This is a genomic window from Microbacterium sp. 69-10 (assembly GCF_001897945.1).
GTDB lineage: Bacteria > Actinomycetota > Actinomycetes > Actinomycetales > Microbacteriaceae > Microbacterium.
In genome coordinates this window covers 17,881-44,817 of sequence record NZ_MKRT01000021.1, presented here as the reverse complement: position 1 = coordinate 44,817, position 26,937 = coordinate 17,881, and the positions used below count along the sequence as shown (strand labels likewise).

Annotated in this window: 25 protein-coding genes and 1 pseudogene; 6 read left to right on the top strand and 20 right to left on the bottom strand. The window is 69.6% G+C overall.

Features of this window, described 5'->3' with window-relative positions:
* Positions 1-535, bottom strand: a pseudogene (locus BGN97_RS08685) (site-specific DNA-methyltransferase); the annotation flags it as partial.
* Between the two features lie 134 nt (positions 536-669).
* Here BGN97_RS08685 and BGN97_RS08680 point away from each other — a divergent pair.
* From BGN97_RS08680 to BGN97_RS08665, 4 genes are all read left to right on the top strand, one after another.
* Positions 670-942: a helix-turn-helix transcriptional regulator gene (locus BGN97_RS08680; RefSeq protein WP_292700135.1), complete on the top strand. Its 273-nt coding sequence runs from the start codon at positions 670-672 to the stop codon at positions 940-942.
* A 36-nt stretch (positions 943-978) separates the two neighbouring features.
* A complete protein-coding gene (locus tag BGN97_RS08675) occupies positions 979-1,143 on the top strand; it encodes an AbrB/MazE/SpoVT family DNA-binding domain-containing protein (RefSeq protein ID WP_292700132.1) in 165 nt (54 codons plus the stop codon).
* A gap of 168 nt (positions 1,144-1,311) precedes the next feature.
* Positions 1,312-1,653, top strand: coding sequence for a hypothetical protein (locus BGN97_RS08670; RefSeq protein WP_292700129.1), 342 nt, complete (start codon positions 1,312-1,314; stop codon positions 1,651-1,653).
* Positions 1,654-1,949: 296 nt separating this feature from the next.
* A complete protein-coding gene (locus BGN97_RS08665; protein ID WP_292700332.1) occupies positions 1,950-3,317 on the top strand; it encodes a dicarboxylate/amino acid:cation symporter in 1,368 nt (455 codons plus the stop codon).
* Positions 3,318-3,382: 65 nt separating this feature from the next.
* On the opposite strand, the gene BGN97_RS08660 is transcribed toward BGN97_RS08665, so the two are convergent.
* Entirely contained in the window at positions 3,383-5,098 is a 1,716-nt protein-coding gene (locus tag BGN97_RS08660) for a cation:proton antiporter (protein WP_292700126.1), read from the bottom strand.
* A 90-nt stretch (positions 5,099-5,188) separates the two neighbouring features.
* A complete protein-coding gene (locus BGN97_RS08655; protein WP_292700123.1) occupies positions 5,189-5,857 on the bottom strand; it encodes a phosphoribosyltransferase family protein in 669 nt (222 codons plus the stop codon).
* A gap of 192 nt (positions 5,858-6,049) precedes the next feature.
* On the opposite strand from BGN97_RS08655, the gene BGN97_RS08650 reads away from it, so the two are divergent.
* A complete protein-coding gene (locus BGN97_RS08650; protein ID WP_292700329.1) occupies positions 6,050-7,102 on the top strand; it encodes an LLM class flavin-dependent oxidoreductase in 1,053 nt (350 codons plus the stop codon).
* A gap of 30 nt (positions 7,103-7,132) precedes the next feature.
* Here BGN97_RS08650 and BGN97_RS08645 read toward each other — a convergent pair whose 3' ends face one another.
* From BGN97_RS08645 to pheA, 6 genes are all read right to left on the bottom strand, one after another.
* On the bottom strand, positions 7,133-8,068 hold the full coding sequence (locus BGN97_RS08645; RefSeq protein ID WP_292700120.1) for a carbohydrate ABC transporter permease: 936 nt from the start codon (positions 8,066-8,068) through the stop codon (positions 7,133-7,135).
* Positions 8,065-9,039, bottom strand: coding sequence for a sugar ABC transporter permease (locus BGN97_RS08640; RefSeq protein WP_292700118.1), 975 nt, complete (start codon positions 9,037-9,039; stop codon positions 8,065-8,067). The genes BGN97_RS08645 and BGN97_RS08640 overlap by 4 nt, the downstream gene beginning before the upstream one ends.
* Before the next feature lie 66 nt (positions 9,040-9,105).
* Positions 9,106-10,476 (bottom strand): extracellular solute-binding protein, encoded by a 1,371-nt coding sequence (locus BGN97_RS08635; RefSeq protein ID WP_292700115.1) that lies wholly within the window; start codon positions 10,474-10,476, stop codon positions 9,106-9,108.
* Positions 10,477-10,526: 50 nt separating this feature from the next.
* On the bottom strand, positions 10,527-12,197 hold the full coding sequence (locus BGN97_RS08630; RefSeq protein WP_292700112.1) for a glycoside hydrolase family 13 protein: 1,671 nt from the start codon (positions 12,195-12,197) through the stop codon (positions 10,527-10,529).
* A 134-nt stretch (positions 12,198-12,331) separates the two neighbouring features.
* The gene (locus tag BGN97_RS08625; protein WP_292700109.1) at positions 12,332-13,339 is read right to left on the bottom strand and encodes a LacI family DNA-binding transcriptional regulator; all 1,008 of its coding nucleotides are present in this window, start codon (positions 13,337-13,339) and stop codon (positions 12,332-12,334) included.
* A gap of 62 nt (positions 13,340-13,401) precedes the next feature.
* Positions 13,402-14,346 carry a prephenate dehydratase gene (pheA, locus tag BGN97_RS08620; protein ID WP_292700108.1) on the bottom strand — a complete coding sequence of 315 codons (945 nt, stop codon included), beginning with the start codon at positions 14,344-14,346 and terminating at the stop codon, positions 13,402-13,404.
* A 232-nt stretch (positions 14,347-14,578) separates the two neighbouring features.
* Between pheA and pgm the strand changes: the two genes are divergently transcribed.
* Positions 14,579-16,222: a phosphoglucomutase (alpha-D-glucose-1,6-bisphosphate-dependent) gene (gene pgm / locus BGN97_RS08615; protein ID WP_292700107.1), complete on the top strand. Its 1,644-nt coding sequence runs from the start codon at positions 14,579-14,581 to the stop codon at positions 16,220-16,222.
* A gap of 121 nt (positions 16,223-16,343) precedes the next feature.
* Here the strand turns inward: pgm and BGN97_RS08610 are convergent, their stop codons facing one another.
* The 11 genes from BGN97_RS08610 to BGN97_RS08560 all read right to left on the bottom strand — a co-directional run bounded on the left by BGN97_RS08610 (position 16,344) and on the right by BGN97_RS08560 (position 26,891).
* Entirely contained in the window at positions 16,344-17,132 is a 789-nt protein-coding gene (locus BGN97_RS08610; RefSeq protein WP_292700104.1) for an ABC transporter ATP-binding protein, read from the bottom strand.
* A 28-nt stretch (positions 17,133-17,160) separates the two neighbouring features.
* A complete protein-coding gene (locus tag BGN97_RS08605; protein ID WP_292700101.1) occupies positions 17,161-18,201 on the bottom strand; it encodes an ABC transporter substrate-binding protein in 1,041 nt (346 codons plus the stop codon).
* A 46-nt stretch (positions 18,202-18,247) separates the two neighbouring features.
* Positions 18,248-19,099 carry an ABC transporter permease gene (locus BGN97_RS08600; RefSeq protein WP_292700098.1) on the bottom strand — a complete coding sequence of 284 codons (852 nt, stop codon included), beginning with the start codon at positions 19,097-19,099 and terminating at the stop codon, positions 18,248-18,250.
* 313 nt (positions 19,100-19,412) lie between these two features.
* Complete coding sequence (locus tag BGN97_RS08595) at positions 19,413-20,516, bottom strand: glycerate kinase (RefSeq protein WP_292700095.1); 1,104 nt, start codon at positions 20,514-20,516, stop codon at positions 19,413-19,415.
* Positions 20,513-21,550 carry a LacI family DNA-binding transcriptional regulator gene (locus BGN97_RS08590; protein ID WP_292700094.1) on the bottom strand — a complete coding sequence of 346 codons (1,038 nt, stop codon included), beginning with the start codon at positions 21,548-21,550 and terminating at the stop codon, positions 20,513-20,515. Before BGN97_RS08590 ends, BGN97_RS08595 begins: the two co-directional genes overlap by 4 nt.
* Before the next feature lie 64 nt (positions 21,551-21,614).
* Complete coding sequence (locus BGN97_RS08585) at positions 21,615-22,043, bottom strand: choice-of-anchor Q domain-containing protein (protein WP_292700092.1); 429 nt, start codon at positions 22,041-22,043, stop codon at positions 21,615-21,617.
* A gap of 246 nt (positions 22,044-22,289) precedes the next feature.
* Positions 22,290-23,042: a TIM barrel protein gene (locus BGN97_RS08580; protein ID WP_292700090.1), complete on the bottom strand. Its 753-nt coding sequence runs from the start codon at positions 23,040-23,042 to the stop codon at positions 22,290-22,292.
* 93 nt (positions 23,043-23,135) lie between these two features.
* The gene (locus BGN97_RS08575) at positions 23,136-24,002 is read right to left on the bottom strand and encodes a sugar phosphate isomerase/epimerase family protein (protein ID WP_292700088.1); all 867 of its coding nucleotides are present in this window, start codon (positions 24,000-24,002) and stop codon (positions 23,136-23,138) included.
* Positions 23,999-25,168: a dihydrodipicolinate synthase family protein gene (locus BGN97_RS08570; RefSeq protein WP_292700086.1), complete on the bottom strand. Its 1,170-nt coding sequence runs from the start codon at positions 25,166-25,168 to the stop codon at positions 23,999-24,001. Before BGN97_RS08570 ends, BGN97_RS08575 begins: the two co-directional genes overlap by 4 nt.
* Entirely contained in the window at positions 25,165-26,319 is a 1,155-nt protein-coding gene (locus tag BGN97_RS08565) for a Gfo/Idh/MocA family oxidoreductase (RefSeq protein ID WP_292700085.1), read from the bottom strand. The genes BGN97_RS08570 and BGN97_RS08565 overlap by 4 nt, the downstream gene beginning before the upstream one ends.
* 110 nt (positions 26,320-26,429) lie before the next feature.
* Positions 26,430-26,891 (bottom strand): MarR family transcriptional regulator, encoded by a 462-nt coding sequence (locus BGN97_RS08560; RefSeq protein ID WP_292700082.1) that lies wholly within the window; start codon positions 26,889-26,891, stop codon positions 26,430-26,432.
* Positions 26,892-26,937: the final 46 nt, after the last annotated feature.

Here is a 26,937-nt window from a genome sequence, read left to right as displayed (position 1 = left end):
TGTATTTCCAGTCGCGTGCACCGGTGTTGTACGGCGGGTCGATGTAGATCGCGTCGACTTTCCCGCGGTGCGTGTAGAGCAGCGCCTGCAGTGCGTGGTAGTTCTCGGCGTTGATGACGGAGTGAAACGGCTTGTCACCTCCACGCTCGACCTTGCCGGTGGGCACGAGGCCCGGATAGATCGGGTCGCGGAACTCGGCGACCACCACGAGATCGTCCAGCGCGACCTTGGAGTACTCGACGCTCGGCTGATCGATGACGAGACGTGCCTCAGTCCTGTCCCGCGACAGCTCGTCCACTCGCCAGACGCGCGAGTCCGTGTCAGCCTTCAGATCGCCGCGCGGCGGCAGGATCCGCACCTTGTCACCACGGCGGACGCGTCGCCCGGGGAGTTCGACAGCCTCAGGTGTGTGGCGCTCGAAGTTCAGCCCGAATGCACGCCGCTGTGACAGCACCTCGACCTCGCGCGCGATCTCGTCACCCAGTGCCGGGTTAGAGACGCGCAGCTGCTTGATCAGGTCGTGAATGTGCGCCACGACGGCTCCTCTCCGCAGGGCGCGCCACGCGAGCGCCACCTCGACGCCTCGGACGTTCCCCTCACCGGTGAGTGTACAAGTCCCCGGGGACATGCACTCTGGCACCAGTCCCCGGACGTGACGACGCTGGACAGGTGCCCCGAGTCCCGTCAGACGCAGCCGCCCACATCGGGCAGCGCATCGTCGCCGAACGCAAGCGTCTCGGGCTGACACAGGAGAACCTCGGGCACCTGAGTGGGATCGACTCCGCAGGCATCCGCAGTTACGAGACGGGGCGCGCAATGCTCAGCATCCGATCGCTCCTGCGCATCTCGACCGCACTGAAGAAGCAGCCGGACTACTTCCTCGACGGGCTCACGGACGACATGTTCGACAGCGTCTCCAGCCGGACCCGGCGAGCAGGCTGATCGCGCCTGTCACAACCTCGGCGTATCCTCCCACCCATGAAGATCGATGGCAGCGGCCGGCTCACGATCCCGGTCGAGTTGCGGCGCAGATACGGACTGCAGATGGGCGACGAGGTCGAGTTCCGCGCCGACCGAGGCGAACTGGTGATCGTGCCGCCCGGAGTGGACGAAGGCGCACTGCAACAGGGCCAGCGTCCCTGATCGGACAGGGTGGCACCGTCGTTTTGACTCGCTGCGCTCGCTCAACGCATTTCGTCTCGCTGACGCTCGCTCAATGACCGGCGACTTTCGACGCCCGCTCAATGACCAGCATCCGATGGGCACCGCTCCCCATCGAGCGATTCACCGGAAACCCATAGCCTTGACTTCATGAACACCGACCGGAGTCCCCGCATCGCCACTCGCCTGCTGGCGGTCCTGCCCATCGCAGCCGTCGCCTTCTCGCTCGCCGCGTGCTCGGCTCCCGAGCGCCCCTCCGCCAAGGAGGTCGCCGCCGGCTACCACAAGATCGTCGAGGAGGCGGGTCAGACCGAGATGTACCCCGGCGACATGATCGAGTGCCTCGCCGAGGCCATGGTCAAGTCCGAGATCTCCGACCAGGACCTGGCGAACATCGCGGACGGCAAGGACCTGCAGACCAGCAAGGAGTCGCAGGCGCTGCTGGTGAAGGTGGTCAAGGATGCTGCACCGGGCTGCCAGCCGCAGCAGTGATCTGAAGTCTCAGGAGGGCGCACAGCGCACAGGGTCGGAACCGGGGGAATGGTTCCGGCCCTTCTCCGTGTCGGCTGCGTTTCGTCTCGCTGCGCTCGCTCAACGACCGGGGCCCGGAAATGTGACGTCACGCAGTGTCACAAGAACCCCGGAATTCCGCGGCGCACCCTAACGTTGGGCGACATGGCGCGCATGGTGCGCGCATCACCCTCCCCGCTCGACCACATGGAGTCCCCGTGACCACCACCGCCCGCGCGCCGAAGGCGCCCGACACCCGAGGCCCGGTCCGCAAGCTGCTGACCTCCTTCGGGTTCCAGATCCTCGCAGCCCTCGTCCTCGGCATCGCCGCCGGCCTGATCGGCGTCTCCCTCGGCGCCAGCGAGCAGAACCACACCATCCTGTCCGACACGCTCGACCGCATCGGCGGCTCGTACGTCACGCTGCTGAAGGCGGCCGTCGTCCCGCTGATCTTCACCGCGATCGTCGCGAGCATCTCCAACCTGCGCCGCGTGCAGAACGCTGCGCGTCTCGCCGGCCAGACGATCCTGTGGTTCGCCATCACCGCATTCATCGCGGTGTCGATCGGCATCGTCCTCGGCCTGGTCATCCAGCCCGGAAGCAAGGCAGGAGAAGGTCTCAAGACCGGCGAGCCGTACGCTGTCGGCACCTGGTGGAACTTCCTGCTCGGCCTGATCCCGCAGAACTTCCTCGGGCTGACCGTGTCCACCGGGCCCGGCGAGACCGACGGCACCTACACCTCCAGCGTCGGCTTCAACATCCTGCAGGTCATCGTGGTCGCCGCCGCCGTCGGCATCGCCGCGCTGAAGGCGGGCAAGAAGGCCGAGCCGTTCCTGGCGTTCACCGAGTCGCTGCTCAAGGTCATCCAGCGCGTGCTGTGGTGGATCATCCGCATCGCCCCGCTCGGCACCTTCGGCCTGATCGGCTCCGCCGTCATCAAGTACGGCTGGGACAAGCTCACCGCCCTGGCCTGGTTCGCCGGCGCGATCTACATCGGCCTGGCCATCGTGCTCTTCGTCGTCTACCCGATCCTCGTGAAGGCCCACGGCCTGTCGATCAAGCAGTACTTCTCGGGCGTGTGGCCAGCGGTGCAGCTGGCGTTCGTCAGCCGCTCCTCCATCGGCACTCTTCCGCTCACCGAGCGCGTCACCGAGCGCAACCTCGGCGTCCCCTCCGGCTACGCCTCGTTCGCCGTGCCGCTCGGCGCGACCACCAAGATGGATGGCTGCGCCGCGATCTACCCGGCCATCGCCGCGATCTTCGTCGCTCAGTTCTTCGACGTCACCCTCAGCCCCATCCAGTACCTGCTGATCGTGATCGTCTCGGTCGTCGGCTCCGCCGCGACCGCGGGCACCACCGGCGCGATCGTCATGCTCACCCTGACGCTCTCGACCCTCGGCCTGCCGCTGGAGGGCGTCGGCCTGCTGCTCGCGATCGACCCGATCCTCGACATGGGCCGCACCGCGGTGAACGTCGCCGGTCAGGCGCTGGTCCCGACGATCGTCGCCAAGCGCGAGGGCATCCTCGACCTCGACCTGTACAACGCTCCGCGCAACGGTCTCCCCTTCGCCGAGGACATCGACGAGGCGGATGCTGCGGATGCGGCCGAGCCGGAGTCCGGCAAGGAGCCCGTCGCCGCGAAGTGACGACGAGCGGATGCCCGAGCGCCTCGCCCCCCCCACAAGGGGCGGGGCGCTCTTGCATTCCGGGTTCAGGCGCGCGACTGCGGGCGGGTCGCGGCGCGCGTGTCGAGCGCCAGCTCCTCGGCATCCATCGCCGTGATCAGCTCGTGCATGACCTCTTCGCTCAGGTTCCCGGCATCGCGCTCGTCCAGCAGCAGGCGGCGTCGCACCGCCAGCCATCCCTTCGCCATGGCCATGAACTGCTCCTGGGTCGGGCGCGGCCTCAGGTCGATCTGCGAGGTCTCGGCATCCGACTCCACCCGGATCAGCCGCTTCGCGAACGCGTCGAACACGGCCAGCTGATCCTCGCCGTGCTTCTGCCCCCACTCGCGCCGCATGTCGCGCAGGTACGCCTTGCCGGCTTCGCGGCTGCGTTCGCGCACGGCCGCCATCTGCCGGGCATCCTCCTGCTCCTCACGGTCATCGACCACGCGCAGCACGCGGATCAGCCACGGCAGCGTCAGCCCCTGCAGCAGCAGGGTGCCCACGGTCACGACGAACGCGACCACGACGATCGCGTGCGCGGCCTGCGCATCCATCTGGGCGATGTCGGCTGCGGCGAGCGCGGTCGCCAGCGTCACCACCCCGCGCATCCCCGCCCAGGAGATCACCGCGTTGTCGCGCCACGACAGCTTGGTCTCGGTGAGCCGCTGCCGCAGCTGCTCCTCGGTGAGCGCGCGCCGGCCGCGCCGCTCCACGGTCACCGGCACGCCCGAGCCGCCGTTCTTCATGCGCTCCCACTTGCGCAGGCGCATGCGCGTCCACCACTGGCCCCACGCGCTGGCCGGGTACACGAACAGCGGCCGCACGACCAGCACCACCAGCAGCACCACGACCGACAGCCCGATCACGGGCCAGACCTCGCCGTCGTTGAGATCCGCGACCACCCGAGGGAGCTGCAGGCCGATGTAGGCGAACACGAACGACTCCAACAGGAAGTCGGCGCTCAGCCACAGCGGCGCCTCCTGCTGCCGAGTCGTGTAGCTCGTCCGAGGAGCGTTGAAGCCCACGTAGAGTCCCATCGCCACCACGGCGATCACGCCGGAGCCGCCGAGCTGCTCGGCGATCGCATAGGCGCCGAACGGAGCGAGCAGTCCGACCGTGCCGTTGATGACGGCGTCGTCGCTGCGCATGCGCAGCTGGTGCATGAACAGCCCGAACACCAGCCCGATCAGCACGCCGACGATCACCGCCAGCAGGAACTGCCAGATCGTCGACCAGAAGTTGAAGGCCGCCGGGCCCGCGACGACTGCGGCGGCGAACACGCGATACAGCGTCAGCGACGTGGCGTCGTTGATCAGGCTCTCACCCGAGAGCACCGTCATCACCCGGCGGGGCAGCCCGAGCTTCCGGCCGATGGCGGCGGCGGACACGGCATCCGGCGGGGCGACGATCGCACCGAGCAGCAGCGCACCGAACAGGCCCAGCTCGGGCAGCAGCCACCACGCGACCAGCCCCACGACGACGGTCGTGACGACCACCAGGCCGATCCCGAGTCTGCGGATCTGCGGCATGGCACGAGCGAAGCTGATGAACGACACGTCGAGCGCCGCCGAGTACAGCAGCGGCGGCAGCACGAGGTTCAGCAGCACATGGCCGTCGATCGAGGGGTTCGGCACGAAGGGCAGGAACGCCGCGGCGAGCGCGACCACCGTGACGAGCAGCGGCGCGGGCCAGCCCCGCCAGCGTGCGATGGCCGCCACCGCGACCGCACCGACGATGACGAAGAAGATGCTCGCGTCCATGGGGGCAAGGCTAACGCGGCCACTCCCGCTCATCCCGGCGCCGGACCGCGCTTCGCCGAGAGCGCCGGATCTCGTCGACGGATGCCATGCTCACCTCGCGGCGGCGAGCAGCCGGACCACCTCGTCCTCCGAGGTCTGCCGGAAGTCGGTGTAGTACATCCCGACCGCCATGAAGTCGCGCGGCGCGCAGAGGCAGACCACCTCATCGGCATCGGTGAGCTGGCCGAGAGCATCCGGCGCCGCCACCGGAACGGCGACCACGACATGCGACGCACCGCGGGCGCGGGCGATCGCGCACGCCGTCCGCATGGTCGCCCCGGTCGCGATCCCGTCGTCCACGATGATCGCGACGCGGCCCTCGATCGGCTCGGCGGCGCGCCCCTCGCGCAGCATCCGCGATCTGCGCTCCACCTCCGCGCGCTCGCGCTGCTCGGCTGCGGCGAGCGTCGCCTCGTCGGCGCCGGTGATGCTGATGACGCCGGCGTTGCGCACGACCGCGTCATCCTCGCCGACGGCGCCCATCGCGACCTCCGGATGCCCGGGCGCCCCGACCTTGCGCACGATCAGTACGTCCAGCGGAGCGGCGAGCGCGCGAGCCACCTCCGCGGCCACCGGCACTCCGCCGCGCGGCAGGCCGAGCACGACGCAGTCCTCGTGGGCGCGATGGGTCAGCTCGCGGGCGAGTTCCCGGCCCGCGTCGGCTCTGTCCTCGAAGTTCCACATGGCATCCCCTGATCCCGGAGTACGCCGGGCGGTCACGTGAGTCAACCCTCTGGTGGCTCGGGTGCTTTCGGTTTCTGCGTCGAGAGCACGGCATCTCGTCGAGTGAACGGATGCTTTGCGCGGAGGAGCCGTGCGTTCGGCGACATCCCGTGCAGTCGACAGGCATCCGCGGCCGCCGACCATCGACGACGTGGAATGCCACGGCATCCGCCTCGGTTGCCTCTGATGATGACTTCTGCAGCGCTCTCCGTCCTCGACCTCGTTCCCGTCCGCTCCGGTGCCGACGGCTCCACCCAGACCAGCGCGCAGGCGGTGGCCGCGTCGATGGCGCTCGCCCAGCGCGCCGATGAGCTCGGCTACCGGCGCTACTGGTTCGCGGAGCACCACAACATGCCGTCCGTGGCATCCACCACTCCCCCGGTGCTGATCGCGGCCGCGGCGTCTCGCACATCCCGGATCAGGGTCGGCTCCGGCGGCGTCATGCTGCCCAACCACGCGCCGCTGGTCGTCGCCGAGCAGTTCGCCGCGCTCGAGGCCATCGCGCCCGGACGCATCGACCTGGGCATCGGGCGCGCCCCGGGGAGCGACCCCGTGATCACGCAGCTGCTGCGCCAGTCCGGCACCTCGGGCGACGTGGAGCGCTTCCCCTCGCACGTGCAGGACATCGCCCTCATGCTGCGTCACGAAGGCGCGACCGTGCGGTTCACCAGCGGCGGCGAGTACACCGTGCGGTCGACGCCGATGGCATCCGATGCCCCCGAGATCTGGCTGCTCGGGTCGAGCGACTACTCGGCCCAGCTCGCCGCATCCCTCGGCCTGCCGTACGTGTTCGCGAACCACTTCTCCGGGCAGGGGCTGCAGCGCGCGCTCGACCTGTACCGCTCGGCGTTCCAGCCGTCTTCGACGCTCGAGACGCCGCGAACCTTCCTGACCGCGAACGTCGTCGCCGCCCCGTCCGCCGACGAGGCTGCGGCTCGCGCCCTGCCGCAGCTGCGCATGATGACGCGGCTGCGCCGCAACCAGCCGCTCACCCCGCTGGAGACGGTCGAGCAGGCGCAGCGCGGCCTGGCAGAGGCGGATGCCGGCGAGCAGACGCTCATCGACGGCATCCGCGCCAACTGGTTCATCGGCGCGGGTCCCGAGGTGCGGGAGGCGCTGGACGCCTTCGCCGCGCAGTACGGGGTCGACGAGATCATGATCTCCCCCGTGGCCGGATCGTTCGAGGCCGAGCCGCTCGACGCGACGCCCGGCCGCGTGCAGACCCTGGAGCTGCTCTCCTGACGCCCCAGAGCGCTTGGACATCCGGCGCGCTCAGCCCTTGACCGCGCCCCCCAGCCCGGCTGAGCGCAGGAACACCGACTGAAACGCCAGGAACATCGCGATCGGTATCAGCGTCGCGATCGCGAGAGCCGCCAGGAACACGTCCAGCTCGGTCTGTGACTGCACCGCCGGCAGACGCACCGACAGCGGCTGCACCGCCGGGTCGGGCAGCACCAGCATCGGCCACAGGTAGTCCTTCCACGCGGCGATGATCGCGAACACGGAGACCACGCCGAGGATCGGCTTCGACATCGGCAGCACGATCGACCAGAACAGCCGAACGGGTCCGGCGCCGTCTGTGCGGGCCGCCTCGAAGACCTCGCGCGGCAGTGCATCGAAGAAGCGCTTGACCAGCAGGATGTTGAATGCGTTCGCCGCCATCGGCAGCCACACCGCGAGGTAGTTGTTCAGCAGCGAATGGCCGACCAGCGGCGGATGCACGATCGTCAGGTACAGCGGCACCAGCAGCACGATCCCGGGAATGAACAGCGTCGCCAGCACCAGCCCGTCCAGGATCGGCGCGTACCGCGGCCGCAGCACCGAGAGCCCGTACCCGGCCGTGGTGGCGATGAACAGCTGGAAGAACCAGGCCCCGGCCGCGATCACGATGGTGTTCCAGAAGTACTGCGAGATGCCGATGTCGTTCCACGCCGTGGACAGATTCGCCCAGTCGATGCCGCTCGGCCAGAGCGCGAACGGCTGCTGCAGCGTGTCCTGCGTGGGGGTGACGGCCGCTTTCATCAGCCACAGGATCGGGCCGAGGCCGGCGATCACCAGCGTGACGAACAGGAAGACGTGCGTGACGCGCATCCCGAACCGCACGCCGGGGCGGCGCCGGTCGTAGTCCGAGATCAGAGTGCGGTCCCCCTGCGCCTCGGCCTGACGCGCGACCCTGCGCGCGGCTCGCCTGTCGGCTGCGATGCTCATGAGCTGCTCCAGCGATTGGTCAGCCGGAAGTACAGCCAGCTGAGAAGGGCGAGCGCGATGGCCAGCAGCACCGAGACGGCGGTCGCCTCGCCGTATGCGCCGCCGAGACTGTTTCGGAACGCCTTGTCGTAGATGTACAGCAGGACTGTGCGGGTCGCCCCGGCAGGTCCGCCACCGGTGAACAGGAAGGGTTCCAGGAAGACCTGCGCCGTGGCGATCACCTGCAGGATCAGCATGATGAAGAGGATGCCGCGCAGCTGCGGCAGAGTGATATGCCACACCTTGCGCCAGATCGAGGCGCCGTCAACCTCGGCGGCGTCGTACAGCTCGGACGGCACCCCGAGCAGCGCCGCCAGGTAGATGATGATCGAGCCGCCCGCCCCGGCCCAGGTGGCCTCCAGCACGAGTGACGGCATCGCCTGCAGGGCGTCCTGGATCCAGGGCTGCGGCGGGATGCCCACCGCGCCGAGCACGGTGTTGAACACGCCGTTCGCGTCAGCCGAGTAGAAGAATTTCCACAGCAGCACCGCGACGACCGGAGGAATGACCACCGGCAGGTAGGCCAGCGCCGAGTACAGGCCCTTCGCTCTGCGCACCTCACTCATCAGCACGGCCATGAACAGCGGCACCGGGAAGCCGAAGACCAGTGCGAGCAGCGCGAACCACAGCGTGTTGAGCACGGCTTCGCCCAGCAGCGGATCGGAGAGCACCTTGACGTAGTTGTCGAAGCCGACCCACTGCGAGGTGATGAGGTTGGTCTTCTGCAGGCTCATCATCACCGACTGCACGATGGGCGACCAGCTGAAGACCGCGAAGACCACGATCATCGGCAGCAGGAACAGCAGGTTCCACAGTCCTCCACCGCGCAGCCAGGTCATCGGCGTACGTCGGGTGGACCGCACGGTGCGGGGCGCCGCCGGACGACGGGCATCCGGCTCCGGCGGTGCGCCGGTGTCACTCAGGGTCGTCATCTTTCTCCGTCTCGGGTGCGAGGATGCCGGTCCGGGGCCGCCCGAGCAGGCGGCCCCGGGCGCCGCTCACCGATCCAGCAGCGCCTGCGCGTCTGTCTGAGCCTTCTTCAGCAGGCCGTCGATGTCGGCGTTCTGCTGGGTGAGCACCGATTGCACGACGGTGTCGAGCAGAGCGTAGACCTCCTGGGTCTTCTTCTTCGGCTCACCGACTGGAGTCTGCTCCCAGATCTCGTCGATAAACGACGACATCTGGTCGCGCGGCACGTTGATGTACGGCTCGATCCACTTCAGCGACTCCTCGTACTGGTCACGGCTGAGCACCGGGAGCAGAGGCGTGCCGACGGCCTGTCCGGAATCGGCCAGCGTCTTGGCGTCGGTGATTGCGGCATCCTTGTCCATCAGCTTCTGCATGTAGTACCAGTCGATCCAGGTGGTCGCGGCGTCCTTCGCCTTCGCGTCGATCGTGGGGCTGATCACCGCAACGTCACCGCCGCCCAGAGTGCCGGGGTCCTTGCCCTCGACGGGCACGACGCCCAGTCCGTACATCTCCGGCTTCATGCCGAAGTCGCGCACCAGGGCGGTGTACACGTCGGAGCCCGAGGTGTACATGCCGAGGTTGCCGGCCGCGAACTCCTGGTTGATGGTGCCCCAGTCCAGATCGAACTTCGAGCCGAACGACTTGTCCTCCCAGCGCACATCGTGCAGGAACTGCAGCGCGGCTCTGGTCGCGTCATTGTCGATGCTCGAGGTCGCACTGCCGTCGGCGTCGTCGGTCTGGGTGCGGCCGCCCCGTGCCACGGTCGCGGCCGTCAGCTGCCATCCGCCCGTGTTGCCGGCCGCCATCTGCGCATACCCGGCCTTGCCGGTCTTCTCAGTGATCTGCTTGGCATAGGCGCGCACTTCGTCCCAGGTTGTCGGGGGCTTGTCGGGGTCGAGTCCCGCCGCCTTGAACAGGTCGCGGTTGTAATGCAGGCCCATGGCGTAGGCCTGGCGCGGGAAGCCGTAGATGTGGCCGTCGGCGCCGGTCACCCCGTCGAGGATCACGGGGTTGAACTTGTCGGTGTAGCCGAGCTCCTTCACCGCGTCGGTCACATCGGTGAGCTGACCGTTCTCGAGCAGCGTCTTGGTGTCGGTGAACGGCACGGTGAACACGTCAGGGAGCGATCCGCCCGCCAACTGGACGGCGAAGGTGGGCCCCTTCCACTCGTACTCGACGCCGATGATGTCGATGTCCTTGTGCAGGGCTTCGAACTGCTTCTCCTGTGCGGCGAACGCCTCATAGGCGGCGGCATCTGCGCCGGGCGGGAACGTGGCGACGCGCAACTGGATCTTGCCGCCGGACGAGGAATCGTCAGCGGCCGGGGAGCAACCGGCGAGCATGCCGACGACGGCGACTGTCGCGGCGCCTGCAAGCAGGACCTTGCGTGGTGACCTCATTGTCGTACCTTTCGTGTGCGGGAAGGCGCGTGATGCGCTGGTGCGCCGGTTCATCCCTGGTTCTCGGCATCCACCGGTGCGGATGCCGTCTGCAGCCACACGGCTGTGTCGCGCGGCAGAAGATCGTCGGAGAGCGGACCGCTGGCGATGACGACGTCGCCGGCGGGCAGTGGTACAGGCGTCTCGCCCATGTTCAGGATGCAGACCATGTCGTCGCCGCGGCGGAACGCGAGCACGTCCGCACTGAATCCGGTCAGCCAGGCGAAGTCGCCGTGCCGCAGGGCGTCGCTGCTTCGCCGGGCGGCCAGCGTGCGCCGGTACAGGGCGAGCATCGAGTGCGGATCGGAGGCCTGCGCGGCGACGGTCCGGGATCCCCAGTCGTCCGGCTGCGGCAGCCAGGGCTCTGCGAGCTCCGAGAAGCCGTACGGGGGAAGACCGCCCGACCACGGCAACGGCACCCGGCAGCCGTCGCGCCCGGGATCCACGCCGCCGGAGCGGTAGTGCATCGGATCCTCGATGCGCTCCAGCGGCAGATCCTCCACCTCGGGGAGCCCCAGTTCGTCGCCCTGGTAGATGTACAGGCAGCCGGGCAGCGCAGCGACGACGAGACTCATCGCACGGGCCCGCCGGGTGCCGAGGGCGAGGTCGGTGGGTGTGCCGAAGCGCTTGTCGAGAAAGGCGAACCCGCTCTTCTCACGACCGTACCTGGTGACCGGACGCGTGACGTCATGGTTGGAGAGCACCCAGGTGCTGGGCGCCGAGACCGGTGCATGCGCCCGCAGCGTCCGGTCGATCGATTCACGCAGGGATGCCGCCAGGTAGGGCCGCGTCATGAAGTCGAAGTTGAACGCGGTGTGCAGTTCATCCGGACGCAGGTAAGCGGCGAAGCGGTCGACGTCGTCGAGCCAGATCTCGCCCACCAGCACGCGCGGCTCAGGGTAGCCGTCGGCTACGGAGCGCCAGGAGCGGTAGATGTCGTGAAGCTCGTCGCGGTCCTGGATGGGATGCGAGCCGTCGGCGCTCTCGCCCACCTCGAGCAGCTCGGGATCCTTCACGAGCAGCGCTGCGGAGTCGATCCGCACGCCCGCGACGCCGCGGTCGAACCAGAACCGCAGGATCTCCTCGTGCTCACGACGAACGTCGGGGTGGTTCCAGTTCAGGTCGGGCTGCTCTGGGGTGAACAGGTGCAGATACCACTCCCCCGGCGTTCCCTCCGCCGTCGTGGTGCGGGTCCAGGTGGAGCCCTGGAAGCTGGAGACCCACCGGGTCGGGATGGTGGCACCGTCCTCGCCCTTGCCGGGGTGGAACCAGAACCGCTCCCGCGCGGGGGCGCCGGGTCCTGCCGCGAGCGCCTCCTGGAACCATGGATGCTGATCGCTGATGTGATTGGGGACGACGTCGATGATCGTGCGGATGCTCAGCTCGCGCGCCTCCGCGATCAGGGCTTCGGCATCCTCGAGCGATCCGAACCAGGGGTGGATGCTGCGGTAGTCGACGATGTCGTAGCCGCCGTCAGCGAACGGCGAGGGATACCACGGGTTGAACCACAGGGCGTCGACGCCCAGCTCGGCGAGGTACGGCAGCCGCTCTCGCACACCGCGCAGGTCGCCGATTCCGTCGTCATCGCCGTCAGCGAAGCTGCGGACGTACACCTGATAGATCACGGCGGAGCGCCACCATTCAGCGTCCTGCGTGAACCGTACGGGGACTGCCTCGTCCATCGTTCTCCGTCTGTCGAGCTCGGCCCGGGACGCCGATGCGACAAACGTAGCTTTCTCGATCGCAAACTGCAAGAGTTGAATCTAATGACGCAATTTTGATACGTCCATGCGACAGGGCAGTTGGGGGGCGACGGTCAGGAGGAGATCGGCCCCGTCGACATCCGAAGCACGAGCTCGGGCTCGAACAGCAGCTCCTCCCCGGCATCCGCGGTTCCGCCGATCTGCGCGAGCAGCAGCTCCACCGCGGCCTTGCCCATCGCCTCGATCGGCTGCCGCACCGTGGTCAGCGGGGGCTCGGTGCAGCTCATCAGCGCGGAGTCGTCGAACCCCACCACCGAGAGATCGCCGGGCACGCTCAGGCCCGCCCGCCGCGCCGCACGGATCGCGCCCAGCGCGAGCGGGTCGCTCGCGCAGACGATCGCCGTCACGCCGCGTCCGATCAGTTTGCGCGCACCGGCCTGACCGGACTCGAGCGCGTACAGGCCGTGCACCACCAGGTCCTCGTCGAGCGGGTCGCCCAAGTGGTCGAGCATCCGACGCACCCCGGCGAGCTTGCGCTGCGAGGGAATGTGATCGGCGGGCCCGAGAAGCAGGCCGATCCTGCGGTGGCCCAGCTGGCGCAGGTGCGAGATCGCCTGTTCGCCGGCTGCCCCATCATCGGTGGCCACGGTCTGGAACGCCAGCGTGTCGACGCGGGCGTTGACGAGCACGGTCGGCAGGTTCACCTGCCGCAACCGACCGTAGTGCTCGTGGGTGGCATCGGCCTGCGTGTACAGTCCGCCGAGGAAGATCACGCCCGACACATGCTGCGAGAGCAGCAGATCGACGTAGTCGGCCTCGGTGATGCCAACCGCGTTCTGCGTGCACAGCACCGGCGTGTAACCGTTCTGAGCCAGGCCGCCGCCGACGATCTCGGCGAGCGCGGGGAAGATCGGATTGGTCAGCTCCGGCGCCACCAGCCCGACCAGTCGCGCCCGTTCTCCGCGCAGTTTGGTGGGCCGCTCGTAGCCGAGCACGTCCAGCGCTGTGAGCACCGCCCTGCGTGTGGCTTCCGACACCCCGGGTTTGCCGTTGAGTACTCTCGAGACGGTCGCTTCACTCACGCCCACTTTGCGGGCCACTTCGGCAAGACGCTTCGTCATGCACTCATCTTACGCAAACTGATTTCAGTTCAACGCAAGAAAATGACGCCTGCGTCGGCCGCCTACGCCTCGTCGGGCTCGCCCGCGATCAGGCCGCGAAGCCAGTCGCGCGCCTCGACGAAGATCTCGTCGGCGTAGCGGTCGGGGTACTGCACGATGCGGCGATCGGCCCGCGGGTAGGAGCCGAGGAACACCACGCGCGGGCTGAACCGGCGGATGCCGAGCAGCGCGTCGGCCATGCGCTCGTCGTGGATGTGCCCGTCGGCGTCGAGCACGAAACGGTACCGGCCCAGCTCGTCGCCGATCGGCCGGGACTCGATCAGCGACAGGTTGATGCCGCGGGTGGAGAACTGCTCCAGCATCTCCAGCAGGGCGCCCGGGCGGTCGTCCGGCAGCTCGACGATCAGCGAGGTCTTGTCGGCACCTGTCGGCGCACCCGCGGCGGTGGTGCGCGAGACCAGCACGAAGCGGGTCACGGCGTTGGCGTTGTCGCCGATCTGCTCGGCCAGCACCTCGACGTCCTGGTGCTGCACGATCCCGGGCGCGGCGATCGCGGCCTGCGCCGGCAGCGTCCCGTCGAGGATGCCCAGGGCGGATGCCACATTGCTCGCCGCCGGAACATGGGCGTGCCTGGGGAGGTGCGCTCCGAGCCATCCGTGGCACTGCGCGTAGGCGACGGGGTGCGCCGCGATGACCTGCACGTCCTCGAGCTTCGTCCCGGGTGCACCCACCAGCACGAAGTTCACCTTGACGAGGTACTCGCCGATGATGCGCAGGCCCGGGTTCGTCGCCAGCGCGTCCAGCGTCGTCGAGACGCCGCCCTCGATCGAGTTCTCGATCGCGATCATCGCAGCATCCGACACCCCCGACAGCACGTCGGCGAGTGCCTCGCCGACGTTGTGCACGGGCTTCCACTCGTGACCCCGCGCCTCGGGCACCTGATCCAGCGCCGCTTCGGTGAAGGTTCCAGCAGGGCCCAGGTAGCTGTACGTGCGGCGTTCGGTCACCCGGCAAGCCTAGTCCCGGGCATCCGCTGGGTTACGGTGGGCGATCCTCACGGGCTGCGCGTGCGCTTCGCGCGGAGATGTACACCTGCCGCGGACGGAATCCGGCATCCGATCCGCGCGAAGCGCACATTCCCGCGCGAACTGTACGGCACAGGCGGCCCTGATGTCCGCCCGGCCGCATCCGGCCGACTCGGAAGATGCGCGACGGCCACCCGCGGGGCAGACTATGCACATGACGAGCCGTGCAGGCCTCCCCGCGGAGGAAAAGGACCTCATCGATGTCGACGAGCTGATCGCCGCGTACTACGACCGGCATCCGGACCCGAAGGTCGCGACGCAGCGCGTCGTCTTCGGAACCAGCGGCCATCGCGGCTCGGCGCTGTCGTCCAGTTTCAACGAGGACCACATCCTCGCGACCACGCAGGCGATCGTCGACTACCGCAACGGGCAGGGCATCACCGGCCCGCTGTTCCTCGGCCGCGACACCCACGCGCTGTCGCTGCCCGCCGAGCGCAGCGCCATCGAGGTGCTGATCGCGAACGGCGTGGACGTGCGGGTCGACTCGCGGGATGCCTGGGTGCCGACGCCCGCGCTCAGCCACGCGATCCTGACCTACAACCGCGGCCGTGCGGCGGACGACGCCGGACGCGCGGACGGCATCGTCGTCACCCCGTCGCACAACCCTCCCCGCGACGGCGGCTTCAAGTACAACCCGCCGCACGGCGGCCCGGCCGACACGGATGCCACGGGCTGGATCGCCCAGCGCGCCAACGAGCTGATCGAGGCGAAGCTCGAGGGCGTCAAGCGGGAGAGCTTCGCCGACATCGACTGGGATGCCATCACCGGATACGACTTCCGCGACGCGTACGTGCGCGATCTGACGAACATCATCGACATCGAGGCGATCAAGCGCGCGGGCGTGCGCATCGGCGCCGACCCGCTGGGCGGCGCGTCGGTGGAGTACTGGCAGCTCATCAAGGACATGCACGGGCTCGACCTGACGGTCGTGAACCCCGAGGTCGACCCGACCTGGCGCTTCATGACGCTGGACTGGGACGAGAAGATCCGGATGGATCCGTCGTCGCCGTCGGCCATGGCATCCCTGGTCGCCAAGAAGGGCGACTTCGACGTGCTCACCGGCAACGACGCCGACGCCGACCGGCACGGCATCGTCACGCCGGATGCCGGGCTGATGAACCCCAATCACTACCTCGCCGTCGCGATCGACTACCTGTTCTCGCACCGCGCCTCGTGGCCGCGCGACGCCGCGATCGGCAAGACCCTGGTGTCGTCGATGATCATCGACCGGGTCGCCGAGTCGCTGGGCCGCCGTCTGCTGGAGGTGCCGGTCGGCTTCAAGTGGTTCGTGCCGGGCCTGCTCGACGGATCCGTCGCGTTCGGCGGCGAGGAGTCCGCCGGGGCGTCGTTCCTGCGGCACGACGGAAGCGTGTGGTCGACCGACAAGGACGGCATCCTGCTGTGCCTGCTGGCTGCGGAGATCATCGCGGTCACCGGCAAGTCGCCCTCCGAGCGGTATGCAGAGCTCGAGGCCGCCTTCGGGGCATCCGCCTACCAGCGCGTGGACGCGCCGGCGACGCCCGAGCAGAAGGCGACGCTCGGCAAGCTGGCTCCGGATGCCGTGACCGCCACCGACCTCGCCGGTGAGGAGATCACCGCGAAGCTCTCGCACGCCCCAGGCAACGGCGCCGCGATCGGCGGCCTGAAGGTGCAGACCGAGCACGCCTGGTTCGCCGCGCGCCCGTCGGGCACGGAGGACGTCTACAAGCTGTATGCCGAGAGCCTGCTCGGGCCCGAGCACCTCGCGAAGGTGCAGGAGGAGGCCCGCGCGGTGGTCAGCGCCGCGCTCGGGGGCTGAGCGCGACGCGAGTGCCGCCCGCGTCGCGCACACGGGAACACCTGCACGACCTGGGAACGGATGCACGGCCAGATCGCGGCTTCGATCGTGCAGCCGTTCCCGGGTCGTGCATCCGTGCCTGTCAGTCCCCGCCCGGCGAGCCCAGCAGCTCGCGCACGCGGCTGGAGATGCGGGTGAACTCGGGCGTCTCGAGCGTCTGCGCGTACCCGCGCTCGGCGGGCAGGTCCACGCGATGCTCCTCGAGGATGCGGCCTGGGCGAGGGCTCATCACGACCACCCGGCTGGCGAGGTAGACCGCCTCGGCCACCGAATGGGTGACCAGCAGCACGGTGGTGCCGGTCTGCGCCCAGATGCGGTTGAGCTCGACGTTCATCTTCTCGCGCGTCAGCGCGTCCAGCGCGCCGAAGGGCTCGTCCATCAGCAGCACCCGCGGCTCGTGCAGCAGGGCACGGCACAGCGACACGCGCTGCTGCATGCCGCCGGAGAGCTCGTGCGGGAGCGCCTTCTCGAACCCGGTCAGAGCGGTCATCTCGATCAGCTCGTCGGCGCGGGCCTGCGCCTTCTTCGAGTCCATGCCTCGCATCTCGGCCTGCAGCAGGATGTTGCCGCGCACGCTGCGCCACTCGAGCAGAGCCGCGCGCTGGAACACGTAGCCGATGTCCTGCCGAGGGCCCGTCACGTCCTCGCCGTTGAGCCTGACCCTGCCGGAGCTCGGCAGGGTCAGGCCGGCGACGGCCTTCAGCAGCGTCGACTTGCCGCAGCCCGAGGGCCCGGCGATGGTGATGAACTCCCCCGCCTGCACGTCCAGGTCGACGCCCTCCAGCGCCGACACCCGTCCGCGCTTGGAGGCGAAGGTGATCGAGACGTCGGTGATCTCCAGCGCCGCGCTCGTCTGCGTCATGTCGGTCATCTCCTGATCCGGGTACGGGGTGCCGCGGTCACTTGCCGGGCGCGAAGGACGCGTCGAAGTAGGTCTTCACGTCACCGTCGCCCGAGATCAGGCCGGCCTTCGACAGCACGTCGAGCGTGGCCTGCCAGTCCTCGGTGGCGTTGGTTCCGGGCGCCTTACCCTCGGTCGCCTTGGTGCTGAGCAGCTTGATGGTCTCGTTCCACTGGTCCAGCAGCACGTCCTTCGCGGGCATCTGCGGGTCCTTGCCTGCCATCGACGCGACGGCCGCCTCAGGGTCCTTCTGCGCGGCGGCGAATGCCTCGGAGGTGGCCGCCACCATCTCCTCGACCAGCTCGGGCTTGTCCTTGATGGTGTCGTCGGGCGCGATCAGGCCGTTGCTGTAGAAGTTCAGGCCGGCGTCCGAGTAGCGCAGGTAGGTCATCTTCTTGCCGCTCTTCGCCGCGATCGTGGGTCCCTGATCGTGCGCGAAGCCGATCAGCCCGTCGACCTGGCCGGAGAGCACGGCCGCGATCTTGCCTGCGGGGTCGAGGTTCTGCTGCTTGACGTCGGACTCCTTCAGCCCGACCGCCTCGAGGTACAGCGGGAACGTCGTGGTCGGGGCGTCGCCCGCCGAGACCGCGATCGTCTTGCCCTCGAGGTCCTCGGGCTTGTCGATGCCGGAGTCGGCGAAGACCTGCACGGCCGACGGCGTGGTCTGCAGGAAGACACCGACGCTCTTGATCGCCACGCCCTTGTCGATGTTGGCGAGCACGGCGGGCGTGTCGGCCCAGCCGAAGTCGGTCTGCTTCTGGCCGACGGCCTGCGCGGTCTTGGTGGATCCCTGACCGGCCTTGATGGTCAGGTTGATCCCGTGCTCCTTGAAGATGCCCTTCTCGACGCCGTAGTAGAACGGTGCGTGCTCACCGTACGGGTACCAGTTGAGCATGAGGGTGACGTCGGTGAGCTGTTTGTCGCCCTTCGCCGGAGCGCCGCCGTCTCCCGACGGCGCGGAGGCGCCGCAGCCGACCAGGGCGAGCGCGGATGCCGTGATGACGGCGAGGGTGCTGAGGATGGATGCTGACTTCTTCATCAGTGCTCCTTGTGTGTGATGGTGCAGGGTGCGGATGCTGGGGGGCTCAGAGGCGGACGGTCGCGGCGCCGACGTCGCGCTTGGACGCGTGCCACGGGATGAGGAACTTCTCGGCGATCTGGATGATCGCGAACAGCACCACGCCCATCAGCGACATGATGATGAGCGCGGCGAACAGCATCGCCGTGTCGAGGTTGCCGTTGGCCTGCAGGATGACGTAGCCGAGGCCCTCGTTCGCCCCGACGAACTCGCCGACCACGGCGCCGGTCACGGCCAGGGTGGCAGCCACCTTCAGACCCGAGAGCAGCTCCGGCAGTGCCGCGGGCAGCCGCACCTTGGTGAAGGTGCGCCAGCGACCGGCGCCCATCGTGGACGTCAGCTGCAGGATCTCGGGATCGACGGAGCGCAGGCCGGCGAGGCCCGAGATCACCACGGGGAAGAACGCCATCAGCACGGCGACCAGGATCTTCGGCTCCATGCCGAATCCGAGCCAGACGATGAACAGCGGCGCGATGGCGATCTTGGGGATGACCTGCGCGAACAGGATGACGGGGTAGAGCGTCTGCTCGAGGCCCCGCGAGTAGACCATGATCACGGCGACGAACAGGCCGACGATCACCGCGATGACGAATCCGACCAGCGTCTCGTAGGTGGTCACCCACGTGTGCTGCGCGAGGTACGCCGCGTTGTTCGAGAAGGCCGCCCAGGTGTCGCCGGGCGACGGGATGATGAACGGCTTGACCCACTTCATGGCGGTGACGAGCCACCAGACGAGCAGCACGGCGACGACGAACACGACCGGATGCCAGCTGCGCTGCCACCAGCGGACGAAGGCGTTCGGCTCGCCCGGCGCCTGAGCGAGCGCGAGCGACATGGTGGCGTTCTGCGTTGAAGTCATGGGGTCCTCGACGTCGTCGTCAATGATCAGATCGATTTCGGGAAAGCGTATTCCGAACCGTTGCTGCGAGTCTATGTCGCGTATCGGGGAGTGTCAATCCGGCCGGATGCGGGCCCGCCCGCCTTACGCGCCGGCGGGCGCGGACCTGCACACAGACACGACAGGGCACAGGTGCACGACTCGGGAACGATTGCACGCCCGGTTCGCCGAATCGGTCGTGCAGGCGTTCCCCGGTCGTGCATCCGCACCCGCTCGCAGCCGGTCCGCGGGCGGCGACCGGACGGGCGCGCCGCGGCGGGTCAGTCGCGGCCGGTCAGGCCAGACGGCGGGCCAGTTCCGCGCCGGCCTCGCGCAACCAGCGGGCGGGCTCACCCAGAGCGGACGCCGATGATCCGGCGAGCTCGGTGAGCGAGATCGAGCCGGCGAACAGGCCGGTGTCGGCGTCATCCGTGATGCGCCCCGCCACCACTGCGGCGCGGGCGCCGGCATCCGAGGCGACCGAGGCCACGAACGACGGCACCTTGCCGTCGCCGGACTGCCCGTCGTACGAGCCCTCCCCCGTGACGACCAGATCGGCGCCCGCGAGAGCGTCCGCGAGCCCGATCAGCCGGGCGACCTCCCCGGCACCGGGCAGCAGCCGCGCGCCCCAGGCGACGAGCGCGCCGCCCACGCCGCCGGCGGCACCGGCCCCTGGCGTCGACGGATCGAGGTCGAGCAGCTGCGCGAGCGCGGCGAGGCCGGCATCCGCGACGGCGCGATCCGCCGCATCCGTGAGCCCCTTCTGCGGGCCGAACACCTCGGCGGCGCCGCGCGGCCCGGTGAGCGGATTGGTCACGTCGCTGAGCACGAGCGTCTCGGGTGCGGAACGCAGGGCGGTCAGATCCGCCCGAACGATCGAGGCGAGACCGCGGGCGCCGCGAGCAGCATCGGCGCCGTCAGCAGTGAGGAACCGCGCGCCCAGAGCGCGCAGCATGCCCGTGCCGCCGTCGGTGGATGCACTAGAGCCGATCCCGAGGACCAGGCGCGAGACACCGTGGTCGAGAGCCGCGGCGATCGCCTGCCCGAACCCGGTCGAGTCCGCATCCCACGGGCGCAGCTCGCCGAGCAGCTCGATCCCCGAGGTGGATGCGAGGTCGACCACGGCCGTGCCGCCCGGGGCATCCGCGGATGCCGGGAGCAGCAGCCACGACGCCTCCACCGGTGCACCGGCCGGGCCGTCGACAGTGAGGGGCATCCGCTCCGCGCCGGGCACTGCGGCCGCGAAGGCCGCGACCGTGCCCTCTCCCCCGTCGGCCATGGGCCGCAGCACGAGCTCCGCATCCGGAGCGACCTGCACCCAGCCCTCGGCGAGCGCCCGCGCGGCATCTGCCGCCGTGATGGTCCCCTTGAAGCTGTCCGGCGCGAAGACGACCCTCATCGAGCGATCCCGGGCGTGCTGTCGCGCACGAGCACCTCGATCTCCATCGGCGGCTGCTCCCACTCGTCGGCCACCGTCGCGCGGAACGCCTGATAGCCGAGCTCGCTGAGCGGAACGCGCACGGTGGTGAGCTGCGGGGTCACATCGCGGCTGACCGGCACGTCGTCGAATCCGCATACCGCGATGTCGTCGCCGACCGTGCGACCCGCGTCCCGGATCGCGGTCATCGCCCCGATCGCCACCACATCGCTGAGCGCGAAGATCAGCGTGCCCGGCTCCACGCCGGCGGCAAGCGCCTCGGTCATCGAGGCCGTGCCCGACTCCCGCTCGAAGGTGCCGCGGTGCACGCGGACGACCTCGCCGCCTCCGGCCGTGAAGCCGGCCGTGAAGCCCGCCAGTCTGTCGTCCGAGGTGCTCACGCCCTCGGAGGCTCCGATCCCGATCGCGCGCCGGTATCCGAGCGCCGCCATCGAGCGGCCGAGCTCCTCGGAGCCCTCCCGGTTCGGGATGCGGATGCTGCGATCGCCGCCCGCACCGAAGGTGACGGTGCGGCCGCCGAGCGAGGCGAACTCCGCCAGCTCGTCCACGGCGGCGGCGTCCCGCTCGCCGGATCGGGATGCCGCGAGGATCACGCCACGGGGACGCTGGCCGCGGAGCGCGTGCAGGATGCGCGCCTCGCGCTGCGGCTCGCGCTCGGTGATCGCGATCGTCACGATCAGCCCCTGCTCGTCGGCACCACGGGCGACGCCGGAGGCGATCAGTCCGAAGTACGGGTCGGCGATGTCGGCCACCAGCAGCGCGATCACGGGAGAGGTGCCGCGCGCGATCGTCTGGGCGGAGACGTTCGCGGTGTAGCCGAGTTCGGCGGCGGCCTGCTCGACGCGTTCGCGGAACGATTCGGCGACCTTTCGCTCGGAGCCGTTCAGCACCCGGGAGGCCGTCGCGAGGGAGACGCCGGCCGCCGCGGCGACGTCGTGCAGCGTCGGCGCGGAGCGCGCCGTCCTGCTCCGGGAAGTGTTTTCCTGGATGGTCATGCCCTGAGCCTACTGCGCTCCGGGGCGCGCGCCCGGTCCGAAGACGGGCCGGGCGCGCTGCCCGTCACGGGGCCTTCGGCCCCACGTGGGCCGTGGTGAGCGGTGCACGGGTCGCCGGTGCGGTGGTGACCTCGTGCGCTCCCACGTCGTACGCCCCGGTGCGGGCGCGTCCGTCGATGTCGTCGGTCACCCAGTTCGCGTGGTTCGTCTGGGTGGCGGCGTCGACGGCGGGGCTGGACGCCCCGATCCGCCAGGTGCCCGCGGCATCCTTCGTGAGCTGCGGGTTCACCCGGACGAAGCCGACCTTCGGGATGTTGCCGTTGGCCGCCGCACAGCGCGACGTCGTCACATCCGCGTCGACCGCCTTCGCACCCTCGAAGCCCGCCCCCTCCGTCGACGACGTCGCCGTCGGCCGACCCTGCGAGATCAACACCGCAGCGGCTTCCGACTCCCCGTTGGTGGTCACCGCGTGCGCCACTCCGGACTGCATCACGAGCCCCAGGGGATGACGAGCACGGCCGCCGTCAGCGCGGTCAGCGCCCTGCGGCGGAGGGAGAGGTGGGCATAGGACATCGTCGTCTCCTGCACGTTCGAAGCGGTTCACGACCAGTCCGACCGGCTGTTCGTAAAACTTCTTACCGATGGGAGATCGGCGCAGCACCAGACTTTTTGGCAAACGCTTGCCGGATTCGTTCACGCAGCCGTCCGCCGACGCCCCGGTGGGGCGATGGCGCGCCTGTCAGGCGCGGGCCAGCCAGCCCCGCAGGGTCTCGGCCTCGGGCGCGAGCAGCGCCGGATCGTCACCGGGCACGAACTCGAGCAGGGCGTCGCGAGGCGGGACCGGCAGAGCGGATGCCGCAGCGCACAGCGACTGCCACATCCCCTGCCGCTCGTGCAGGCGCAGGCGCTCGTTGAACGGCCACCACGAGAAGACGTGCACGGCGCTCGTGTGCGCGGCGATCGCGTCGAACTCGGCGAGGGCCGTCGCGTCCGGGGCGTCGACCGAGGGCTGCCAGTACGTGGACAGGGCCGGCACGTCGGCGAGCAGGCGCAGCACGGCATCCGGGTTGTCGGCGATCGTGCCGCGGTGATACTCCAGCGCGAGGCCGACCCGCCGCTCGGACGCCTCGGCCGCAGCATCCCTCAGCCGCGCGACGATCTGCGCGTACTGCGCGGGAGAAGCATCCGCGGAGTCCACGTGCCCCGCCCAGATCCGCACGCGATCAGCGCCGAGCGCCTCGGCGCTGTCGAGGATCGGGGTGAGCGCCTCGTCGGCGCCGGCACGGAAGTACGAGCCGTACGAGCAGACCGCGAGACCGCCGTCCGTCGTCGCCCGGGCGACCTGCGCTGCGCGTTCGACGTCGCCGGGCGGCACGTGCACATCGCCGCCCCACTCGATCACCTCGAGCTGCGCCTCCGCGGCGAGCGCAACGATCTCCTCCGGCGCGAGCTGCCGGAACGTCACCGAGCAGAGCCCTGGTCGCATGGTCATCCCTTCATCTTCGCCCAGTCGTCCCTCGTCACGCTGCGCTCGCTCGGGAACCGGCTCCAGGGCGAGGAGCGGAGCGACGAGACGAACGGCGGGTCAGCCCAGATGCGGGCTGACGGCGTCCGCGAACGACGCCACCGTGCGGGCGACGACGGCGTCCGGGGCATCCGCCCAGATCTCGGCGTTGAACAGCTCCACCTCGACGTCGCCGGTGTAGCCGGCGTCCGCCACGGCCCGCGTCAGCGAGGCGAAGTCGATCACGCCGTCGCCCGGATAGTGCCGCGAGAGCAGCACGTCCTCGGCGAGCGGCGTCTTCCAGTCACACACCTGATAGCTGGCGATGCGGCCCTCGCGCCCGGCGCGGGCGATCTGCTCGAGCACCTGCGGGTCCCACCAGATGTGGAAGGTGTCGACGACGGCGCCGACGACGGCCGGGTCGAAGTCGGAGGCGATGTCCAGCGCCTGACCGAGCGTGGAGAGCACGGCACGGTCGGAGGCGTACATCGGATGCAGCGGCTCCACGGCCAGGGTCACGCCGTGCTCCTGTGCGAAAGGCACCAGCGCACCGAGCGCGTCGCGCACGCGCTCCCGTGCGCCGATGAGGTCGCGTGACCCTTCCGGCAGGCCACCGGCGACGAGCACGAGCACGGCCGCGGAGCCGGGCGCTCCGGCCGCCGCGAGTGTCGCGGTCTCCTCGATGGCACGGCGGTTCTCGTCCAGGGCAGCGACGCGCTCGGGGCCCTCGGGAAGCGTGAAGAACCCGCCACGGCAGTGGCTGGAGAAGCGCAGACCGGAATCGGCCAGCATCCGAGCCGCCGTGTCGAGACCGACCTCGTTGACCGGCTCGCGCCACAGGCCGATGGACTGCACGCCGGCGTCGGCGGTCGCCTTCAGCGCGGTCGCGAGATCGGCGTACTTGATGGTCGCCTGGTTGATCGACAGGCGGGGATCCGCGGCGCTCACAGGCTGACTCCGTTCAGGCGCAGCATCCCGTGCCAGCGCTCGCGCGCGAGCTCCGGGTCCTCGAGGGCGAGCGAGGCGTTGGCCAGCTCGACGATCCGCGACAGGTGCGGCAGGCTGCGCGCGGAGTGCAGCCCGCCGACCATCTGGAACGCGGGCTGGTGGCCGTTCAGCCAGGCCAGGAACGCGACGCCGGTCTTGTAGTAGAACGTGGGCGCGGCGAACACCTGACGGCTGAGCTCCTCGGTCGGTCCGAGGATGCGCTGGTACGCCGCGGGGTCGCCTGCATCGAGCGCCTGGATGGCGGCCGAGGCGACGGGCGTGATCGCCGCGAAGGCGCCGAGCAGCGCGTCGGAGTACGGCCGCGCTCCGGTGCCGCAGTCGCCGATCAGCGAGACGTAGTTGAAGTCGTCGCCGGTGAACATCCGCACGCCCTCGGGAAGGCGCTCGCGCACCGAGATCTCGCTCTCGGCGTTGAGCAGGCTCATCTTCACGCCCGCGACCTTGCCCGGGTTCTCGGCGATGATGTCCAGCAGCACACCGGATGCCGTCTGCCAGTCATCGGCACCGAAGTACCCGGACAGCTCGGGATCAAACGCGGTGCCGAGCCAGTGCAGTACGACGGGAGTGGTGGCCGAGGACAGCACCTCGCGGTACACCCGGCGGTAGTCGTCGGCGCCGGCCGCCACCCGGGCGAGGTGGCGGGATGCCATCAGCACCGGCCCCGCACCCTGCTCCTCGGTGAAGTGCAGCTGCGACTTGTACGCGTCGATCACCTGGTCGAGGGAGATGTGCGCCTCCTCCACGTGGTCGGTGTTGACGCCGACCACGACGGAGCCGCCCTCCTCGCGCGCAACCTGGGCGCTGCGGGAGATGAGCTCGCGCGTCGCTGCCGCGTCGAGGCCCATGTTGCGCTGCGCGGTGTCCATGGCATCCGCGACACCCAGACCCCACGAGTAGACGTTCCGGCGGAACGCGAGCGTCGAGTCCCAGTCGATGTCGGCGGGCTGACCCGGGGTGTTGTCACCCCAGACGACCGGCACGACGTGCGCGGCGGCATAGGCGACGCGCGAGCGCAGCGGCGCGGTGGGCCGCGCATAGCCACCGGACGAGTTCAGCTCGGCATCCGTCAGTGCCCCGGAAGCCGACAGCAGGCGCAGCGCGGTCACAGGGACAGCCGCTCGATCGCGAGCTTGCGGCCCTCGGCGCTGGAGGCGAGGCCGGCCTCGGCGAACTGCACGCCGCGGGCGCCGGCCAGCAGGTCGAAGCCGTAGTCGGTGCCGAGCACGTACGACTCCAGGTACTCCTCCCACTGCTGGCGGAAGCCGTTCAGGAAGACGTCATTGGTGGGGACGGTCTGCCAGTCGGCGTCGTAGTCGTGGGTGTCCTCGAGGTCGGGGTTCCACACGGGCTTCGGGGTGGCGTTGCGCGGCTGGATCTTGCAGCCGAACAGGCCCACCACGGCCGAGCCGTGCGTGCCGTCGACCTGGAACTCGACCAGCTCGTCGCGGTTCACGCGCACGGTCCACGAGGAGTTGATCTCGGCGATGATGCCGCCCTCCAGCTCGAAGATGCCGTACGCGGCGTCCTCGGCGGTGGCGTCGTAGTGCTCGCCCTTCTCGTCCCAGCGGTCGGCGATGTGCACGGCGGCCTGCGCGTAGACGCTCTTGACCTCGCCGAACAGGTTCTCGAGCACGTAGTTCCAATGCGGGAACATGTCGGTGATGATGCCGCCGCCGTCCTCGGTGCGGTAGTTCCAGCTGGGGCGCTGCGCGGGCTGCCAGTCGCCCTCGAACACCCAGTAGCCGAACTCGCCGCGCACGGAGAGGATGCGACCGAAGAAGCCGGAGTCGATCAGGCGCTTGAGCTTCTGCAGGCCGGGGAGGTACAGCTTGTCGTGCACGACGCCGGTCTTCACGCCGGCGGTCTTCGCAAGCTGCGCGAGCTCGATCGCCTCCTCCAGCGACTCGGCGGTGGGCTTCTCGGTGTAGATCGCCTTGCCCGCGGCGATGGCCTTGCGGATGGCGGTGGCGCGCGCCTTGGTCACCAGGAAGTCGGCGTAGATCTCCCACTGCGGGTCGGCGAGGGCGGCGTCGAGGTCGGTGGTGTAGTCGGCGATGCCGTGCTTGGCGGCGAGCTCGGCGAGCTTCTCCTCGCTGCGGCCGACGAGGATCGGCTTGACGGTCACCTTCGACCCGTCGGAGAGCTCGATGCCGCCCTGGTCGCGGATCGCGAGGATCGAGCGCACCAGGTGCTGCCGGTAGCCCATGCGTCCGGAGACGCCGTTCATGATGATGCCGATCTCGCGCACGTTCGCCATTGGTGTTTCCGTTCTGTTCGGGAAGTCGATCGCGCCGCCGGATGACTCGGTAAGCGCTTTCCCATATCAAAGCAGGTTGTTCCGTGGAGCGCAAGGCCCGCTTGCGCGCGTCAGCGCCCGAGCGCGTCCAGCAGCTCGGCGAAGTGATTGAGGTCGCCGGCCGACCAGGCCCGCAGGCGAGCGCCGATCCGCTGCTCGTAGGCCGCCCGGGCCGCGGCCACGCGCTCCCTCGCCAGCTCCGTGGGCGCCAGGCTGCGCGCGCGGCGGTCGTCCGGGTCGCGGACGCTGTCGACCAGACCGAGTTCGGTGAGATGACGCACCTGCCTGCTGACCGCCGACTTGTCCGCCTGCACGCGCTCGATGATCTGCCCGGCCGTGGTCGCCTCGCCGCTCACGATGCCCACCAGCACCTGGTAGCCCAGCGGCTGCAGGTCGGGATGCACGGTGGCCGCCGCCTCGCGCCAGCCGATCCGGATGCGCGCGAACAGCCGGCCGAGCTCCCGCTCCACGCGCTCGACGGCAGCGTCCAGCTCCGCCCCGTCGAGCGTGGGTTCGGACGCGTGCTCACTCATCCCCGCCAGCTTACGGCGAAGCCCGCCTCCCGGATCGGGAGGCGGG

Coding starts and splice junctions, on each gene's coding strand:
- BGN97_RS08630 (WP_292700112.1), bottom strand. CDS start 12,197: ATGGACGAGGCAGTCCCCGTACGGTTCACGCAGGACGCTGAATGGTGG.
- BGN97_RS08650 (WP_292700329.1), top strand. CDS start 6,050: ATGACTTCTGCAGCGCTCTCCGTCCTCGACCTCGTTCCCGTCCGCTCC.
- BGN97_RS08660 (WP_292700126.1), bottom strand. CDS start 5,098: ATGGACGCGAGCATCTTCTTCGTCATCGTCGGTGCGGTCGCGGTGGCG.
- BGN97_RS08595 (WP_292700095.1), bottom strand. CDS start 20,516: ATGAGGGTCGTCTTCGCGCCGGACAGCTTCAAGGGGACCATCACGGCG.
- BGN97_RS08605 (WP_292700101.1), bottom strand. CDS start 18,201: ATGAAGAAGTCAGCATCCATCCTCAGCACCCTCGCCGTCATCACGGCA.
- BGN97_RS08645 (WP_292700120.1), bottom strand. CDS start 8,068: ATGAGCATCGCAGCCGACAGGCGAGCCGCGCGCAGGGTCGCGCGTCAG.
- BGN97_RS08560 (WP_292700082.1), bottom strand. CDS start 26,891: ATGAGTGAGCACGCGTCCGAACCCACGCTCGACGGGGCGGAGCTGGAC.
- BGN97_RS08565 (WP_292700085.1), bottom strand. CDS start 26,319: ATGGCGAACGTGCGCGAGATCGGCATCATCATGAACGGCGTCTCCGGA.
- BGN97_RS08610 (WP_292700104.1), bottom strand. CDS start 17,132: ATGACCGACATGACGCAGACGAGCGCGGCGCTGGAGATCACCGACGTC.
- BGN97_RS08590 (WP_292700094.1), bottom strand. CDS start 21,550: ATGACCATCCAGGAAAACACTTCCCGGAGCAGGACGGCGCGCTCCGCG.
- BGN97_RS08600 (WP_292700098.1), bottom strand. CDS start 19,099: ATGACTTCAACGCAGAACGCCACCATGTCGCTCGCGCTCGCTCAGGCG.
- BGN97_RS08675 (WP_292700132.1), top strand. CDS start 979: ATGAAGATCGATGGCAGCGGCCGGCTCACGATCCCGGTCGAGTTGCGG.
- BGN97_RS08635 (WP_292700115.1), bottom strand. CDS start 10,476: ATGAGGTCACCACGCAAGGTCCTGCTTGCAGGCGCCGCGACAGTCGCC.
- BGN97_RS08580 (WP_292700090.1), bottom strand. CDS start 23,042: ATGACCATGCGACCAGGGCTCTGCTCGGTGACGTTCCGGCAGCTCGCG.
- BGN97_RS08625 (WP_292700109.1), bottom strand. CDS start 13,339: ATGACGAAGCGTCTTGCCGAAGTGGCCCGCAAAGTGGGCGTGAGTGAA.
- pgm (WP_292700107.1), top strand. CDS start 14,579: ATGACGAGCCGTGCAGGCCTCCCCGCGGAGGAAAAGGACCTCATCGAT.
- BGN97_RS08640 (WP_292700118.1), bottom strand. CDS start 9,039: ATGACGACCCTGAGTGACACCGGCGCACCGCCGGAGCCGGATGCCCGT.
- BGN97_RS08670 (WP_292700129.1), top strand. CDS start 1,312: ATGAACACCGACCGGAGTCCCCGCATCGCCACTCGCCTGCTGGCGGTC.